Annotated in this window: 16 protein-coding genes and 1 other RNA gene; all 17 read right to left on the bottom strand. The window is 36.1% G+C overall.

Annotated features, from left to right (window positions below):
* Positions 1 to 31 precede the first annotated feature (31 nt).
* The 17 genes from C7J88_RS01880 to hisS all read right to left on the bottom strand — a co-directional run bounded on the left by C7J88_RS01880 (position 32) and on the right by hisS (position 15,763).
* Positions 32 to 802 (bottom strand): tRNA threonylcarbamoyladenosine dehydratase, encoded by a 771-nt coding sequence (locus C7J88_RS01880; RefSeq protein ID WP_095116652.1) that lies wholly within the window; start codon positions 800 to 802, stop codon positions 32 to 34.
* A 144-nt stretch (positions 803 to 946) separates the two neighbouring features.
* Complete coding sequence (gene opp4C / locus C7J88_RS01875) at positions 947 to 1,828, bottom strand: oligopeptide ABC transporter permease (protein WP_169712270.1); 882 nt, start codon at positions 1,826 to 1,828, stop codon at positions 947 to 949.
* 23 nt (positions 1,829 to 1,851) lie between these two features.
* The gene (gene opp4B, locus C7J88_RS01870) at positions 1,852 to 2,814 is read right to left on the bottom strand and encodes an oligopeptide ABC transporter permease (protein ID WP_095116647.1); all 963 of its coding nucleotides are present in this window, start codon (positions 2,812 to 2,814) and stop codon (positions 1,852 to 1,854) included.
* Positions 2,811 to 3,800 (bottom strand): ABC transporter ATP-binding protein, encoded by a 990-nt coding sequence (locus tag C7J88_RS01865; RefSeq protein ID WP_095116645.1) that lies wholly within the window; start codon positions 3,798 to 3,800, stop codon positions 2,811 to 2,813. Before C7J88_RS01865 ends, opp4B begins: the two co-directional genes overlap by 4 nt.
* On the bottom strand, positions 3,790 to 4,803 hold the full coding sequence (locus tag C7J88_RS01860; protein ID WP_095116643.1) for an ABC transporter ATP-binding protein: 1,014 nt from the start codon (positions 4,801 to 4,803) through the stop codon (positions 3,790 to 3,792). Before C7J88_RS01860 ends, C7J88_RS01865 begins: the two co-directional genes overlap by 11 nt.
* 97 nt (positions 4,804 to 4,900) lie before the next feature.
* Positions 4,901 to 6,616, bottom strand: coding sequence for an oligopeptide ABC transporter substrate-binding protein (gene opp4A / locus C7J88_RS01855; RefSeq protein WP_095116641.1), 1,716 nt, complete (start codon positions 6,614 to 6,616; stop codon positions 4,901 to 4,903).
* A 314-nt stretch (positions 6,617 to 6,930) separates the two neighbouring features.
* Positions 6,931 to 7,284, bottom strand: a complete 354-nt coding sequence (locus C7J88_RS01850; protein ID WP_095116639.1) for a thioredoxin family protein — start codon at positions 7,282 to 7,284, stop codon at positions 6,931 to 6,933.
* Between the two features lie 34 nt (positions 7,285 to 7,318).
* On the bottom strand, positions 7,319 to 7,633 hold the full coding sequence (gene trxA / locus C7J88_RS01845; RefSeq protein WP_095116637.1) for a thioredoxin: 315 nt from the start codon (positions 7,631 to 7,633) through the stop codon (positions 7,319 to 7,321).
* A gap of 52 nt (positions 7,634 to 7,685) precedes the next feature.
* Positions 7,686 to 8,345 (bottom strand): carboxymuconolactone decarboxylase family protein, encoded by a 660-nt coding sequence (locus C7J88_RS01840; protein ID WP_095116635.1) that lies wholly within the window; start codon positions 8,343 to 8,345, stop codon positions 7,686 to 7,688.
* Positions 8,346 to 8,413: 68 nt separating this feature from the next.
* Entirely contained in the window at positions 8,414 to 9,391 is a 978-nt protein-coding gene (trxB, locus tag C7J88_RS01835; RefSeq protein WP_095116633.1) for a thioredoxin-disulfide reductase, read from the bottom strand.
* 62 nt (positions 9,392 to 9,453) lie between these two features.
* Complete coding sequence (locus tag C7J88_RS01830) at positions 9,454 to 10,026, bottom strand: TetR/AcrR family transcriptional regulator (RefSeq protein WP_095116631.1); 573 nt, start codon at positions 10,024 to 10,026, stop codon at positions 9,454 to 9,456.
* Between the two features lie 258 nt (positions 10,027 to 10,284).
* Positions 10,285 to 10,947, bottom strand: a complete 663-nt coding sequence (locus tag C7J88_RS01825) for an SDR family oxidoreductase (RefSeq protein WP_095116629.1) — start codon at positions 10,945 to 10,947, stop codon at positions 10,285 to 10,287.
* 237 nt (positions 10,948 to 11,184) lie between these two features.
* Entirely contained in the window at positions 11,185 to 11,907 is a 723-nt protein-coding gene (locus tag C7J88_RS01820) for an NADPH-dependent F420 reductase (RefSeq protein WP_095116627.1), read from the bottom strand.
* Positions 11,908 to 12,006: 99 nt separating this feature from the next.
* A complete protein-coding gene (locus C7J88_RS01815; protein ID WP_095116625.1) occupies positions 12,007 to 12,390 on the bottom strand; it encodes a winged helix-turn-helix transcriptional regulator in 384 nt (127 codons plus the stop codon).
* A gap of 74 nt (positions 12,391 to 12,464) precedes the next feature.
* Positions 12,465 to 12,657: non-coding RNA, 6S RNA (gene ssrS, locus C7J88_RS01810), on the bottom strand.
* Positions 12,658 to 12,724: 67 nt separating this feature from the next.
* Positions 12,725 to 14,491, bottom strand: a complete 1,767-nt coding sequence (gene aspS / locus C7J88_RS01805; protein ID WP_095116623.1) for an aspartate--tRNA ligase — start codon at positions 14,489 to 14,491, stop codon at positions 12,725 to 12,727.
* A gap of 3 nt (positions 14,492 to 14,494) precedes the next feature.
* The gene (hisS, locus tag C7J88_RS01800; RefSeq protein ID WP_095116621.1) at positions 14,495 to 15,763 is read right to left on the bottom strand and encodes a histidine--tRNA ligase; all 1,269 of its coding nucleotides are present in this window, start codon (positions 15,761 to 15,763) and stop codon (positions 14,495 to 14,497) included.
* Between the last annotated feature and the right edge of the window lie 362 nt (positions 15,764 to 16,125).

Raw genomic sequence — 16,125 nt, 5'->3', positions numbered from 1 at the left:
AAAACGCCCCACAATATGAGGCGTTTTTGCTTTATTGTTTATCTTTAATACGTGTAACAGGAATATCTTCTACAATTTTGTTACATACATAACTTGCCATAATTAAGCCTACTGTACTTGGACAGAAAGCATTTGAAGCGGGTGGCATCTGTGCTTTTCGATTTTTACCTTGTGCATCACCGACAACTGCTTTCACATCTTCACGTATGACGATAGGACTTTCATCGGAGAAAACAACTGGAATACCACGATAAATTTTCTTTTGTTTTAACTTTTGGCGAATAATACGTGCAATCGGATCTGTATGTGTCTTTGAAATATCTGCAATTTCAAAGCGTGTTGGGTCTGTTTTGTTTGCTGCCCCCATGCTTGAAATAATTTGGATACCGCGTTGTAAACATTGCTCCATTAAATGCACTTTATAAATAATTGTATCACTGGCATCAACAACATAATCAATGTCATAGTCATCGAATAGTTGTTCATATGTCTCTTCAGTATAGAACATATGTAATGATGTGACTTTACAATCTGGATTAATCAGTTTAATACGTTCTTCCATCAATGTTACTTTACTTTGACCGATTGTTGTCGTTAAAGCGTGTAACTGACGATTGACGTTTGTAATATCGACATCATCTTTGTCGATTAAAATAATATGCCCGATGTTCGTACGTGCTAATGCTTCTGCCGCAAATGATCCGACGCCGCCTACACCTAGTACGACAACCGTTGTATTTTTAAGGCGATCAAGTCCTTCTTGCCCGATCGCAAGTTCATTTCTTGAAAATTGGTGTTTCATTTTTTTCTCCTTTTTCCCTATATATTTAACTTTAGTATGTATGATATACGAGTATGATGCAAGCAACAAAATAATAGGTACATCTATAAAATCCAAATGAAGATTTTATAGATATACCCTTTTACTCTTATATTATTAAAGTATCTAATGGCGTGACTTAGGATTTAAAGCATCTTTTAATCCTTCACCAATAAAGTTGATACAAAGAATTGTCACAGTGATTGCAATTGCTGGTGGCATCCAAATCCATGGTTTCCCACGTAAAATATCTCCTTCTTGTGCATCGCTTAACATATTTCCCCATGTCGGTACTGTTTTATCAATACCAAATCCTAAGAAGCTAAGCCCCGCTTCTGCAACAATTTGTACCGCAAAAATTAATGTTGCTTGTACAATGACAACACTTAAAATATTTGGGAATAAGTGTTTGAATAATATTTTATGCACGGGTGTTCCAATTGACTTTGCCGCTAAGAAATATTCATTCTCCTTCTCTTGCATCACTTTTCCTCTGACGATACGTGCGACACCAACCCAAGACAAGGCAATAAGCACCACAGCTAAGACAATCGCTGATCCGTATTGATTTTCAATCTTGCCACTAAATGTCGCATTTAATACAACCGCAAACGGAATGAATGGGAAGAGCATGACAAATTCAGTAAAACGCATTAAGACTGTATCTACCCATCCACCATAATATCCAGAAATCATACCGATAACGATTCCGATAGCCATTAATCCAACAGTCGTAATTAATCCAAACGTGAGTGAAACACGGCCAGAGTATAGAAGACGACTAAATATATCACGACCACCAGAATCAGTACCAAGCCAATGTTCAGCTGACATCTGCCCTTTAATTAACACTAAATTTTGTACGTTCGGATCATGTGGTGCGAGAAATGGTGACAAAAGTGAAATGATGAATATTAAAGCTAAGATGATACTTGCTGTCATCGCTGGTTTGTTTCTTTTAAATTTTTGAAGCGCTATCTGTAATGGCGAACGGTTCTTTTGTTTAATTTCTTTTGACATAATTTCCCCTCCTAATTACTCTTGATTCGTGGATCCACAATACTGTATGCGATATCCGAAATCAGATTTGCTAATAAACCTAAAAATGAGAAAAATAGGAGAAGTGCCATCATGAGTGGATAATCTTTCCCACTAATTGAATCAATTAATAACTTACCAATGCCTGGATATGAGAAGATCGTTTCAGTAATCACTGCACCACCAAAGACAGATAATACATCAGCCCCGAAGAATGTAACGATTGGGATAATTGAATTTCGAAGTATATGTTTATTATAAATCGTCGATTCTGATAAACCTTTTGAACGTGCAGTTCTGACATAATCTCTTCGTGAATTTTCGATAATGTCATTTCTCAAAAATTGTACATAACTAGCGGTTGATAATAACCCAAGAACTGTTCCCGGTAAGATGGAGTGATATAGTTTACTCATGTAATACTCAAACGTACCACTTTCGAGGCCAATCGCAACAGATCCTGAGAATGGGAACCAGCCAAGTTGGAAAGCAAAAACATAAATTGCGAACACACCAGCAACGAATGAAGGAATGGCTAACATTAAATAATTGATAAATTGAATACTGTAATCGATGGGACTATACGGTTTGCGACCTGACAATATACCCAGTGGAAATGAGATAAGGTATGTAATCACGATACTGATGACACCTAATAAAATCGTATTCGGCATTCGTTCTTCAATTAAATCAATGACAGGGCGTTTATAACGAATTGAGTCACCGAGTTCCCCTTGAAGTACATTTTTACCCCACGTCATATATTGTTGAGGGATAGAATCATTGAGTCCGAGTTTTTCACGCTGCTCTTCATAATAGCTTGCACTTACATTTGGATCCATTTGACCGGTAAAAGCATCACCCGGCTGAAGCTTCGCAAGCATAAAGATAACAATTGACATGCCAATCAGTAATGGAATCATAAGTAAAAAACGTCTAATAATTAATGTTGTCATTGCGGAAACACCTCTTCTTCTAACAGAATACACGCTGCATAGTGATCTTGTTCAACACGTCGATAGTCCGGCTTTTGTGTGCGACATTCTTCTTTTGCTACTGGACATCTTGTATGGAACGGGCAACCTTTTGGTGGATCACTCGGTGAAGGAAGATCCCCATGTAACAAGATTCTCTCTTTCTTTTCACCTGGACGAATTTCTGGAATAGCTGAGATGAGAGATTGTGTATAAGGATGCTGTGGCCGATTGTAAATCGCTTCGGCAGGCCCTTGTTCGACAATATGTCCTAAATACATCACACAGATATAATCACTCACATGTTTTACAACACTTAAATCATGTGCAATAAACAAGTAGCTTAATCCAAATTCTTCTTGGAGTTCGTCCATAATATTTAACACTTGAGATTGAACGGATACATCGAGTGCACTTACTGGTTCGTCAGCAATAATCAGTTTTGGTTTTAAAGCAAGTGCTCTTGCAATGCCGACACGTTGCCTTTGACCGCCAGAAAACTCATGTGCATATTTGTAGTAAGATTGTTCATTTAAACCGACACGTCTTAATAAATCTTTTACTTCGCTCTCAATTTCTTTTTGAGACTTTTTATAATAATTCCGAATCGGTTCCCCAACAATGTCGCCCACCATTTGCATTGGATTGAGAGATGCATACGGATCTTGGAACACCATTTGAAATCCTTTACGGGCTTCACGAAGTGCTTTTCCTTTTAAATGCGTAATGTCTTGGTTGCAGAAGTGGATTTCACCTGAAGTGACATCTTGTAAACGTAAAATTGTACGTCCAGCAGATGATTTACCACATCCAGATTCACCTACAAGGCCTACTGTTTGCCCTTCTTTAACAGTGAAAGAAATGACATCTACCGCTTTTACTTCTCCGACTTTACGTTTAAAGACCCCTCCTTTAATCGGATAGTATTGCTTTAAATTTTTCACTTCTAAAATTGAATTATTCGACATGTGTTGGACCCCCTTCTGCCATTACAGTTTCGTCAAATAAATGACACGAGACACGGTGTGTTTCATTAATATGGATAGTTCTGAGATTTTGTTGAGTACAGGCTGGCATTGCATGTGGACATCGATTCGCAAACTTACAGCCTACTTCTGGAAGTTCATCGAGTCCAGGTACCGTTCCTTCAATTGTTTCCAATCGTTCTTGTTTGATGTCCAAACGTGGAATTGCGTTAATCAACAATCTCGTATATGGATGTTTCGGTTCATTAAAAATATCTTCTACTCTCGCACGTTCGACAATTTCTCCAGCATACATCACAGCGACGTTATCACACACTTCGGATATGACGCCAAGATCATGCGAGATGAATATAATCCCCATATCATTATCTTGTTGAATAAACTTTAAAAGTTCTAATATTTGCGCTTGTACGGTCACATCGAGTGCTGTTGTCGGTTCATCAGCGATCAGTAACTCTGGTGAGCATGAGATTGCCATCGCAATCATGACACGCTGACGCATTCCACCAGAAAGTTGATGTGGATAAGAATTAACAACTTCATCAGCACGTGGAATCCCTACTTGTTTCAATAATGTAATTGCACGTTCTTTTGCTTGTGACTTATTTACATCAAGATGATTGACCATCATTTCAACCATTTGGTTTCCAATCGTGAATACAGGATTGAGTGATGTCATTGGCTCTTGGAAGATCATTGCCAACTCATTCCCACGTATTTTGTTAAAATCATTCATTGAAAGGTTATCAATTCGATTCTGCTTGAAATGTACTTCACCGCTATGAATTTCACCAATTTTATCAGGTAACAAACGCATAATTGACATGCTAAGTACAGATTTTCCTGATCCTGACTCACCTACAATGCCCATGACCTCTCCCTTATTAATTGTTAAGTTAATATTTGAAATTGCATTGTATCGCTTGCCATTGATTTCAAAACCTGCACATAAGTCTTTCACTTTTAAAAGTTCTTTATCTTTCATAAAAGTGCCCCCTATCCCCTTTTTATTGTGTTGTTAGCGAAAATAAAGGATTGAGCAGTACGATTGCCCAATCCTTTAAACATCTTTCATCTAAGCCTTATTCTTCAACAGTCCATTCATAAATTGGGTTTGTTCCTCTAAGAGATACTTCAAAGTTTTTCACTTTGCTACTTACAGCTGTTACATCTTCAAGTTCAACAATAGGAATAACAGGTACGTCTTCTGCCATTGTCTTTTGCCATTCGAGATATTTCTCTTTACGTTTATCTTTATCTTCACCTACAACGTCACCGTCAACTGCATCTTCAAGCAATTTATCAGCTTTTTCATTGTTGTAACGTGATTCATTCCATAACGCATTAGATTTGTATAAGCCAGATAGATCTGGATCTGCACCTTGTACCCAAGTTCTTACATAAACTTCCATATCTTTTTCAGCATTTTCTAGGTCTTCACCGAACTTACCGAACTCAACCATTTCTGTTTTTGTTTTCAATCCAACTTTTTCCCAATAACCTTTAAGTGCTGCCGTACGTGGTTCAAATGTTGGGTTAGAGCCGGCATAGTGCTTCAAGTTGATTACGAATGGTTTACCATCTTTATCTTCTCTCCAACCATCACCATCTTTATCTTTGTAACCTGCTTCATCTAATAGTTTCTCCGCTTTTTTCACATCATATTCATAAGTGTGTACGTCATCTTTGCCTGCACCACTCCAGTGAGCTGATGGGATTAAGCCGCTTAATGGTTTACCATAGCCGTAATAGAAAGCTTCAATCCATTCTTTACGGTTAATCGCATGTGCCATAGCTTGACGTAACTTTTTATCTTGATACTTTGGACGTTCCTTTCCAATTGTTTGTGTTTTTTTATCATAGTCATTCAATACAAAACCGACAATCGTATAAGATGTAGATGGTGCTTTTAATAATGAAAGATTTTCTGCCCCATTATCACTGATTTCTTTCGCAACGGGTGGTGATAAAGTAGACATATCAATTTCGCCACTTTCTAATGCTTGTGCCATAGATGTTTGTTCAACTACACGAAGGTTGACTTTATCAAGTTTTGGTTCACCTTGCCAATAGTCATCAAATTTTTCTAATGTTACTGATTCACCGTCTACAATACTTTTTACTTTGTAAGGTCCAATACCGATTGGATTTTTACGAACTTCTGGTGATTTTGCCATATCTTTTACTGGAATATCTTTGAAAATCTTTTCACTAATCACTGCACTTGTCCAAAGATTTAATAAGTTGTTTGCTTTATTTTCTTTAAATGTTAATTCCATTGTGTAGTCATCAATTTTTTTGATGCCTTCAATTGTATCAGCTTCACCTTTACGCTTTGCTTCCGCACCTTTAACACCTTCTACGTAGTCATAGCGTGGTCCATCATAGTCAGGATCAGCTAATGTTTCTAGAGTAAAAATCCAGTCGTTAATTGTTAAAGGATTGCCATCTTGCCATTTAATACCTTTTTTCATCTTGAATGTATATGTAAGCTTGTCATCCTTCTTTTGCTCCCAAGATATAATTTTAGGTTTGATATTTAATTCGTCATCAAAATCAACTAAAGAATCGTTGAAAAAATTGATGACGTCATCGTCACCTTTCGAACCTGCAAAAATACTTTGGAAGTCCCCTTGTGGTGGTTCTGCAATACCGACATTTAGTGTGCCCCCTTTAGCATCACTTTTTTCGGTTTTGCTTTTGTTGTCCCCCGAATTTGAATCCCCTTTGCCACATGCTGCCAAAACAAAAACTAGACAAATAAACAATATAGAAATAGAACGCCATCGTTTATTCATAAAATTCCCCCTTTATTTTGTGTCTATTTATTTACAATTATTATATTAGTCTGATAATTTCGTCAACAAATTATTAGAAGTTTTTAATAATTACCTTAAAAATTATAAATACCCGATATTTTCTTTATTATCGAATATAAATAAATTGTAGTTAAAAAGGCATATCGACTTAATAAAGAGATTTTTATCGTAAAGATACTAATTTTCTATCACCATTTATCTGAAACATAATTAAAAATGGACTGCGTCATGACACAGTCCATTACAAAATATTTTATTTTCAATGATTGGATACGTATATGAATTCATTTAGTTTATTGTTTTTTTGAAAAGATAGATTCATATGAATTATTTTCAAATGTTTTTAGTTCAACGATGCGTTGTTCTAACTCTTCAAAGTTAATAATTCTTGCTTGTCGATGCATTTCTTTACTTTTGTAGAATAGTATTACAACAGGAGCTGTAAACAGTGATAATTGTCCAGCAGCTTCTGGAATTTCATTTACCATGATTTGTACACTTTCCATTTCATGTTTTTTGGCCAATGCATCTACTCTTGGAAAATCAGCATGACAAACGCTGCATCCTTCTGACATAACATATAATAATAGTTTATCTTTTTTATCAATTTTATTCATCAAATCATTGTAATTAATCACTTTTTCCATTGTTTACAACTCCTTTTTTAGTCTTTTTAGTTTACTACATATATTGTGCTAACACATTTTCTAAGTTTGATTTTGGATTAAATCTTACTAAACTTTGTACTAATTGACCATCTTTAAAAATCAACAATGTCGGGATGCTTTGAATTTGATATTGAGCTGCTAAGTTTTGTTCTTGATCAACATCTACTTTTCCAATTGTTACTTTACCTTCTAAATCATTGCTCAATTCTTCTAAGACTGGTGATTGCATTTGACAAGGTGGACACCATGTCGCCCAAAAATCGATAAGTGTGATACCTTTTTCAATTGTTTCATTAAATGTTTTTTCAGTGACTGTTACAGTTGCCATGATTCTCTCTCCTTTAGTTATATATCATATTTTTATTTTTGATTTTGGCGTACTAGTGATCATATGCATTTAAAGCATTGACGCTATGTGATAATGCTGAACCTGCTTTTAATGCTGTTGCCACAATGATTGCTTCAGCGACTTCTTCTTTCGTTGCTTGCGCTTTTTTTGCTGCTTTTGTATGAATATCAATGCAATAAGGACAACCTGTTGTATGTGCGACCGCAATTGCCATCAATTCTTTTTCTTTTGCAGTAAATAACCCTGCTTTCATCGCTTGTTGATCAAATTGCGCAAATGCTTTAAAACGTTCACCATCTAATTGACCCATTTCTTTTAGTCTATTGAAATATGATGCTCTATACAGTTCATCATCTTCTATTTCATCATATGCATTTAGCGCATTAACACTATGTGCCATCGCTGAACCTGCTTTTAATGCTGTTGCTACCATGATGACCTCTGCCATTTCTTCTTTAGCACCACCTAATTTTTTAAACGCTTTGACATGATTATCAATACAGTGTGGACAACCTGTTGTATGCGCCACAGCAACGGCAATTGCTTCCTTCAATTTTTCACTGAGTTCCCCTTCTGATAATGCCTGCTTATCAAATTCTGTAAACTTTCTGTATGATTCAGATGAAAGTTTACTCATCTCAGCTAATCTTCTAAAATCAGATTTCTTATATAAACTATCATTTTGTAACATTGTCAAAACTCCTTTAATTTTCATTTATAAACTGACCAGTTGGTACAAATTATATATTATTTTTCTCATTAAACCGTTACATGCTCTTTTTGATCATTTAATGCTTCGATATATGAGATAGCACTTTGTGCCGCAATACTACCGTCACCAGTGGCTGTCACAATTTGACGTAGTCCTTTTTCACGTACATCACCAGCAACAAATATCCCTTTAATATTTGTACTCATATCATCATTGGCAACAATATAGCCCATTTCATTTGTGATACCTAAGTCTACAAAAGCTTCTGTGTTAGGTTTTGTTCCAATATAAATGAACAAGCCATCAGCATCGACAGTCTGTTCTGATGCGTCAACTGTTGAAACAAGTGTTAATGAGCCAACTTTACCATCAATTGCATTTACAGATTTTAAAGTATGATTCCAAATGAAGTCGATTTTTTCATTTTTAAATGCACGGTCTTGAAGGATCTTTTGTGCACGTAATTCATCACGACGATGCACAATGGTTACTTTATCTGCAAATTTTGTTAAATATGTGCCTTCCTCAATTGCAGAATCACCACCACCAATCACATATACATGTCTATTTTTAAAGAATGCGCCATCACATACAGCACAATAGCTTACACCACGTCCACCAAGTGCTTCTTCATGTGGAACACCCATTTTCTTATGCACAGCACCTGTCGCGATAATCACAGCCTTAGCTTCAACTTTGCTAGATCCCAAGTCAATCACTTTGTAATCGCCTTTATCCTCAATACCGTGAATATCTCCATATTGATAATCTGCACCGAACTTTTTCGCATGGTCGAACATTTTATTGGAAAGGTCTGGTCCTGAAATCATTTCAAAGCCAGGGAAATTTTCAACTTCTTCTGTATTCACCATTTGTCCACCTGGCATGCCTCGTTCAATCATGACTGTATTCAAATTGGCACGTGAAGCATAAACAGCTGCAGTCATTCCTGCTGGTCCTGCTCCTAAAATTGCTACATCATATCTTACTTGCTCTGTCATTTTATCAAGCCTCCTATTTATCATTTGAAATTAGTATTTACCTACCAGTCGGTACAATTAAGGTAAACAATTACGTGATATGCTTATCACGTTAATTGATATTGCCATTTAATTGTATCAATAGCATTTTTCAAATATTGTGTATCTTGTTTTACTTTCATCAACATAATCGCACCTTCAATTGTTGAAAAAATAGACTGTGCTTGTTTTTCAGTATCAAAGCTTTTTATATGTTCTTGCTCAGATAAAGCATCTAAATTTTCTTTAATTGACTGTATCCATTTATCAATGAAAGCTTCTATTTTTTCTCTAAAAACTTCATCGTGTTCACTCATTTCAAGTGCTAAGTTCCCCACAGGACATCCTGCTTTTGACGCCATATCTTCATGGTATTTTAATGACCAATCCAACATCGCATTCAAATTCTCTTGAGGATTTTCACTTGTTTGAAGTCGATTTTTTAAAAGTTGTTCTGTCCATTCTTCAACAATATCATCGATGACAGCTAATCCCATATCTCGCTTTGAAGAAAAGTAATAGTAGAACTGACCTTTTCCAATATCAGCGGCATTTAATATATCGCTAATAGACGTAGCATTGTAACCTTTCGAATGAATGACGTTACGTGCCACTGTTAATATCTCTTGATTCTTCGACATTACAATTAACCTCCTTCAAAACAAAATAATGTAACTTTCCAAAACCTACCGGTCGGTACAAAATAATTTTAACTTAAAGGCTTTTATAAGTCAATATTAAAGTCTTATATAAATATGATAATCAATTAAATACCTACCAGTCAGTACAATTAGTATATTAGATCAAATTATTACAAATGTCAACACTAATGTTTTAACACTTAATTATAAAAGCTAACACGGGACGATTTGCCCCTGTTAGCTTAAATACAAGTTTGCTTATTTATGTGTCGCAATTGCTTCATGAATATCTTGATTGCCACCGATAATTTGGAATTCTTTTCCTTGAATTTCACTTTGTGTTAATACTTCATAAAGTACGCTTGCCACGTCTTCACGTGGAATAGTAATATCATCAGGATTTTCAAATAATGATTCAATTTCAATCTTACCTGTTCCTGGATCATCTGCTAAAATACCAGGGTGTACAATCGTTGCTTTTAATGAGCTACGACGTAAATAATCATCAGCATAATGTTTTGCAATCACATAAGGTTGTAAGCTGCCACCTTCTTCAATTGCTTCTCGTCGTGAATCCCAAGTAGATACCATGACAAAATGGTCTACTTTTGCTGCCTCACTTGCATGAATTGCTTTTACTGCACCATCTAAATCGACAGCGATTGTTTTGTCGGCCCCTGTATGGCCACCTGAACCAACTGAAAAGACCACTTGATCATAACCTTCAAATTTTGATGCCAATGCTTCAACATTATCTGACTCGACATCAATTAATGTTGCTTGAATCCCTTGTGCTTCAAGTGTCTCTTTTTGTTCTTCTTTACGAACACCTGCTGTAAAATCAATATTTTGTGCTTTTAATTGTTGAACTAAATAGCGTCCAACGCCACCATTTGCACCTAATACAAATACTTTACTCATATGAATCCCTCCAATTAATCATAAATTCATACTAATATATTCGGAATTGAATTTCATATAATTTGCTCAAAGCTGAATCATATAGAAACTGGCTGCGACATAATAAATTTATGTGCTGGGAATCCGATTAACAGTGTTCCAAAAGCAGGATTTTTGGCAGAACTCCCACGATTTCGGCAAAATTTGAAAAGCTATTTTGCTCAAATCTTAAACGTTTTTTCACAATCTCTTTTCATTTTAACCTTTATATAATTGTCTGTTTAATTGAACAACATCATCATGTGTCATACCAGGTTTAAAATGTTTTCCCACTTCATCTCTTTGTTTGGGCGCTGCATCTTTGTCTGCTCTTTCTAAAGCATCTCTCAAGTCACCTTGACTCAGTTCTGTACAATAGGCAGGTGTCCCTGGATGGTGTCTCCAAGAATTTTCTAATGTACCGTTATCTACCGGATCAAAGCCGACTTCATTTACAATTTGCATCACTGTTGCTTTTTGATCAGCATCATTACCAGATACAGCCATTCCAATTCGACCAGGCTCATGTTCTGCTTTGCCTCGTTCTGCAAGTGTATATGCTAATTGACTGTTAAATGCCTTCACAACATCTCTACCAATTTGTTTAGAAACCCAGACACTTTCAGGCATCCCCTCTTCAATTTCTTTCACTTGTGGATCACGGAATGGATAATAGTTTGATGTGTCTACAACAATGACATCTTTCTCTAATTGATCAATAATTGGTTTCAAATTTTCGATAACGAACAGAGGTAAAGAAAGAATCAATACATCAATATCTTTCACAACTTCCTCTACTGGTACTGCTTGTCCACTGAAGTCCTTATTTTTCAAATGATCAACAGAACGCACGTCTGCAACTTTCACTGCATGCCCTGTACCGTGTAATTTATGTGACAATGTGGCACCAATCGGACCGGCACCAATAATACCAAATTTCATAAAAACATCTCCTCAAATTGATATAATCTCATAGTATATCAAGATGAGTTATTTTAAAATAAGGCAATTTTTATTATCTTAGTACTATTTTTAGTACCTTTAATGTTCAAATGCTGATGGTATTTCTTCTGAAGTTGTTCCAAACGCTTGACCAAAATCATCCATCATTTCAATTATTTTAATGAGTGCTTTTCCTTTTTCAGTCAGACTATAAACCACTTTAGGTGGTACTTCTGGGAACACTTCACGATGAATGATGCCATCTTCTTCTAATTCTCTTAATTGTTTTGTAAGCGATCCTTGTGAAATGCCTTGTAAAAAGGATTTTATATCCGTATATCTTTTATTTTCATTCTTAAGAATCCAGACAATGATATTCTTATAACGGCCAGATAAAATATTTTGTGTGTAAGTTATGTTATAAATATCTCTATGTTTATTTAACGGACATTCTGTAAATCCGTCTTTACAAATTTTTGTCATGATATCCCTCCTGTTGTTGGAATTAACGGGTAAAAATACAAAAAAATACGCAAGACATAATGTCTTGCGTACCGATAGAATCCGTAGATGCCGTAGTTAATGAGTGCTTGATCATTTTGGCCTGCTATATACAGGTGGGTGTCCTGTTTCTTGTTTAGCACGTCCTCCAATGAGGCGTGTGCGCTGCAAGAAAACCAATTAGACTCCCTGATCAAAGAGTGTTAGGTCAAAATATAAAAAGCGAACTTACGAACATCTCAGACGACTATCTTATATACTCATATTAACACATAATCCATTTTTAGCAAGTAAAACGAATATCGCATACTTTCGATTAATGTTTAATACGTAATGACAATTCGTCTAATTGACGCTCTGATACTGTACCTGGCGCATCTGTTAATAAATCAGTTGCTGATGCTGTTTTAGGGAATGCGATTGTATCACGTAAGTTTGTACGACCTGCAAGTAACATCACAAGACGGTCTAAACCTAATGCGATACCACCATGTGGCGGTGCACCAAATTTGAAGGCATCTAATAAGAAACCAAATTGTTCTTGTGCTGCTTCTTCAGTAAATCCAAGTGCTTTAAACATTTTTTCTTGTAATTCACCGTCGTGAATACGGATTGATCCGCCACCTAATTCATAACCATTTAACACAATGTCATAAGCTTGTGCTTGCGCTGTTTCAGGTGCTGTTTCTAACTTCTCAACATCTTCAGGTTTTGGTGATGTGAACGGGTGATGCGCTGCAACATAGCGATGTGCTTCTTCGTCATACTCTAATAAAGGCCAATCTGTTACCCATAAGAAGTTCATTGCTTCTGGATCAACTAAGCCACGTTCTTTACCAAGTTTTACACGTAAAGCACCTAAACTTTGTGCGACAACGTCTTTAGAATCTGCTACGAATAATACAAGATCTCCTGCTTTTGCACCGGTTGATTCTTGTAATTGTGCTACATGTGATTCTTCAAAGAAACGAGCAATCGGACCGTTTAAGCCTTCTTCTACAACTTTCACCCATGCTAAACCTTTGGCCCCATAGATATTAACGAACTCTGTTAAACCATCGATATCTTTACGTGTGTAGTCTTTTGCACCATCTTCTACAACGATTGCTTTCACTTGGCCGCCACCTTCAACAGCACCTTTAAATACTTTGAAGTCCATTGTATGACCAAGTTCAGATACATCGATTAATTCCATACCGAAACGTGTATCTGGCTTATCACTACCGTAGCGTTCCATTGCTTCCGCATAAGTCATACGTGGGAATGCTTCTGTTAAGTCAATACCTTTAACTTCAGATACAACTTCTTTCAACATTGCTTCACCTAGTGCCATCACATCTTCTTGCTCGACGAAACTCATTTCGATGTCGACTTGTGTGAACTCTGGTTGGCGGTCTGCACGTAAGTCTTCATCACGGAAACATTTTGCGATTTGGTAGTATTTGTCGAAACCACTGATCATTAATAATTGTTTAAATAATTGTGGTGATTGTGGTAAGGCATAGAATTCACCATCATGTACACGTGATGGTACAAGATAGTCACGTGCGCCTTCAGGTGTTGATTTAGTTAAAACAGGTGTTTCAATGTCATAGAAACCTGCTTGATCTAAATAACGACGAATTGCTTGTGTTGTTTGATGACGCATTTTAAATGTTTCAGCAAATTTTTCACGTCGTAAGTCTAAGTAACGATATTTTAAGCGGATATTTTCATCGACTGTTAAGTTTTCTTCATTCAATGCGAATGGTGGTGTTTCTGATTTATTGATGATTTTTAATGTTTTCGCTTGGACTTCTACTTGTCCTGTTTTGATTTTAGGGTTAACTGTTTCTTCATCACGTTTTGTGACTGTTCCTGTTACTTCAACCACATATTCAGAACGAACGCGTTCAGCTACTTCAAGTGCTTCAGCTGAAAAGTCTGGGTTGAAGACAACTTGTACATATCCTTCTCTATCACGTACGTCAACGAAAATTAATCCACCAAGGTCACGTCGATTGTGTACCCATCCTTTTAATGTAATTTCTTGTCCTAGTAATTCTTCTGTAACTAATCCACAATAAGTTGTTCTTTGTGTCATTTTTTAAGCTCCTTTAGTAATATAACTTGCGATTTCTTCAAATTTTAAAGTCTCTGACTGACCTGTTTCCATATTTTTCACTGCGACTTGCTGTTGTTCTAATTCTTGATCACCGATAACAATCGTATATTTCGCTTGTAGACGATCGGCTTGTTTCATTTGACCTTTTAATTTACGTGATAAGTAATCTTTATCTACTTTAACACCTGCATGACGTAAATCATTTAGTAATTTCACGGCATAATCATCAGCAGCTTCACCCATTGTCGCAATAAATAAATCTAAGTGATTTTCAACTGGTAGTTCGATACCTTCTGCTTCAAGCGCTAGTAAAAGTCTTTCAATACTTAACGCAAACCCGATACCTGTTTGTTTTGGTCCGTCTAAAAGTTCTAATAAACCATTATAACGACCGCCGCCGCATAATGTCGTAATGGCGCCATCGTAATCTTTGCTATCCATCATTAATTCAAATGCTGTATGTGTATAATAATCTAAACCACGAACAAGGTTTGGATCCACTTCATAAGGAATACAGAGTCGGTCTAAATGTGCTTTGACTGACTCAAAATAAGCTTTTGATGTGTCATTTAAATAATCTGTAATAGATGGTGCTGTTTTCATTTCTGGCTGATTACGATCTACTTTACAGTCCAAAATACGCATTGGGTTCGTGTCGATACGTTTTTGACAATCTGCACAGTAATTATGAATGACAGGCTTGAAATGATCTCGTAATGCTTGTTGATATTCAACACGAGATTCTGCATCTCCAATACTGTTAATGACTAACTTCAAGTTTTTCAAACCGAATGATTGGTAGATGTGCATCACTAATGCAAGTACCTCTGCATCGATACTTGGGTCTTCAGCACCAATCGCCTCTACACCAAACTGATTAAACTGACGATAACGTCCTTTTTGTTTACGTTCATAACGGAACATTGGACCATTATAGTAAAGTTTAACTGGTTGGTTTGGTAAACCTTGCATTTTATTTTCGATATAACTACGTACAACAGCCGCTGTACCTTCAGGGCGTAATGTTAAACTACGATCCCCTTTATCTTTAAAAGTGTACATTTCTTTTTGTACAACATCCGTAGAATCACCGACACCCCTTGCAAAAAGTTCCGTACTTTCAAAAATAGGTGTTCGAATTTCTTCATAGTTGTAGCACGACATCAAATCATGCAATTTTGATTCGATATAACGCCATTTTGCGGAAGATTCCGGTAAAATATCTTGCGTTCCACGTGGGATATTAATCATTTCATACATCTCCTTACTTTCTTGGATGATCGACATATTTATTACAACAATTAGGGATTTTAATAAAAACAAAACGCCCCTTATATGCTCGCACATATAAGGGACGTTCAATTGCCGTGTTGCCACCCTAATTAAGATGTGATCTGTATTTCACATCTCCACTCTATTGCTGATAACGTGCGCAACACGACTTTATTTTCATAAAGTACCTCTTCTTGTGTTAGATGATTATGATTCAATGATTTATCTTTCAGCCTAGGATAAACTCTCTTTGGCAATTGCCACATCTCATCATATATCGTCAAGAATACATACGGTTTTTAAATTTCATCTACTATCATAACTGTTTTATGACAGATTTT

Origin of the sequence: Staphylococcus muscae (assembly GCF_003019275.1) — a bacterium.
Classification (GTDB): Bacteria; Bacillota; Bacilli; order Staphylococcales; family Staphylococcaceae; genus Staphylococcus; species Staphylococcus muscae.
Note: the sequence above shows the minus strand (reverse complement) of the source record. Positions and strands in the feature narration are given on the sequence as shown.

What these genes read in the sequence shown, in the direction of transcription:
- C7J88_RS01880 (WP_095116652.1), bottom strand. Translation starts at nt 802, where the DNA reads ATGAAACACCAATTTTCAAGAAATGAACTTGCGATCGGGCAAGAAGGA.
- opp4B (WP_095116647.1), bottom strand. Translation starts at nt 2,814, where the DNA reads ATGACAACATTAATTATTAGACGTTTTTTACTTATGATTCCATTACTG.
- C7J88_RS01865 (WP_095116645.1), bottom strand. Translation starts at nt 3,800, where the DNA reads ATGTCGAATAATTCAATTTTAGAAGTGAAAAATTTAAAGCAATACTAT.
- C7J88_RS01860 (WP_095116643.1), bottom strand. Translation starts at nt 4,803, where the DNA reads ATGAAAGATAAAGAACTTTTAAAAGTGAAAGACTTATGTGCAGGTTTT.
- opp4A (WP_095116641.1), bottom strand. Translation starts at nt 6,616, where the DNA reads ATGAATAAACGATGGCGTTCTATTTCTATATTGTTTATTTGTCTAGTT.
- C7J88_RS01850 (WP_095116639.1), bottom strand. Translation starts at nt 7,284, where the DNA reads ATGGAAAAAGTGATTAATTACAATGATTTGATGAATAAAATTGATAAA.
- trxA (WP_095116637.1), bottom strand. Translation starts at nt 7,633, where the DNA reads ATGGCAACTGTAACAGTCACTGAAAAAACATTTAATGAAACAATTGAA.
- C7J88_RS01840 (WP_095116635.1), bottom strand. Translation starts at nt 8,345, where the DNA reads ATGTTACAAAATGATAGTTTATATAAGAAATCTGATTTTAGAAGATTA.
- trxB (WP_095116633.1), bottom strand. Translation starts at nt 9,391, where the DNA reads ATGATAAATAGGAGGCTTGATAAAATGACAGAGCAAGTAAGATATGAT.
- C7J88_RS01830 (WP_095116631.1), bottom strand. Translation starts at nt 10,026, where the DNA reads ATGTCGAAGAATCAAGAGATATTAACAGTGGCACGTAACGTCATTCAT.
- C7J88_RS01825 (WP_095116629.1), bottom strand. Translation starts at nt 10,947, where the DNA reads ATGAGTAAAGTATTTGTATTAGGTGCAAATGGTGGCGTTGGACGCTAT.
- C7J88_RS01820 (WP_095116627.1), bottom strand. Translation starts at nt 11,907, where the DNA reads ATGAAATTTGGTATTATTGGTGCCGGTCCGATTGGTGCCACATTGTCA.
- C7J88_RS01815 (WP_095116625.1), bottom strand. Translation starts at nt 12,390, where the DNA reads ATGACAAAAATTTGTAAAGACGGATTTACAGAATGTCCGTTAAATAAA.
- aspS (WP_095116623.1), bottom strand. Translation starts at nt 14,491, where the DNA reads ATGACACAAAGAACAACTTATTGTGGATTAGTTACAGAAGAATTACTA.
- hisS (WP_095116621.1), bottom strand. Translation starts at nt 15,763, where the DNA reads ATGATTAATATCCCACGTGGAACGCAAGATATTTTACCGGAATCTTCC.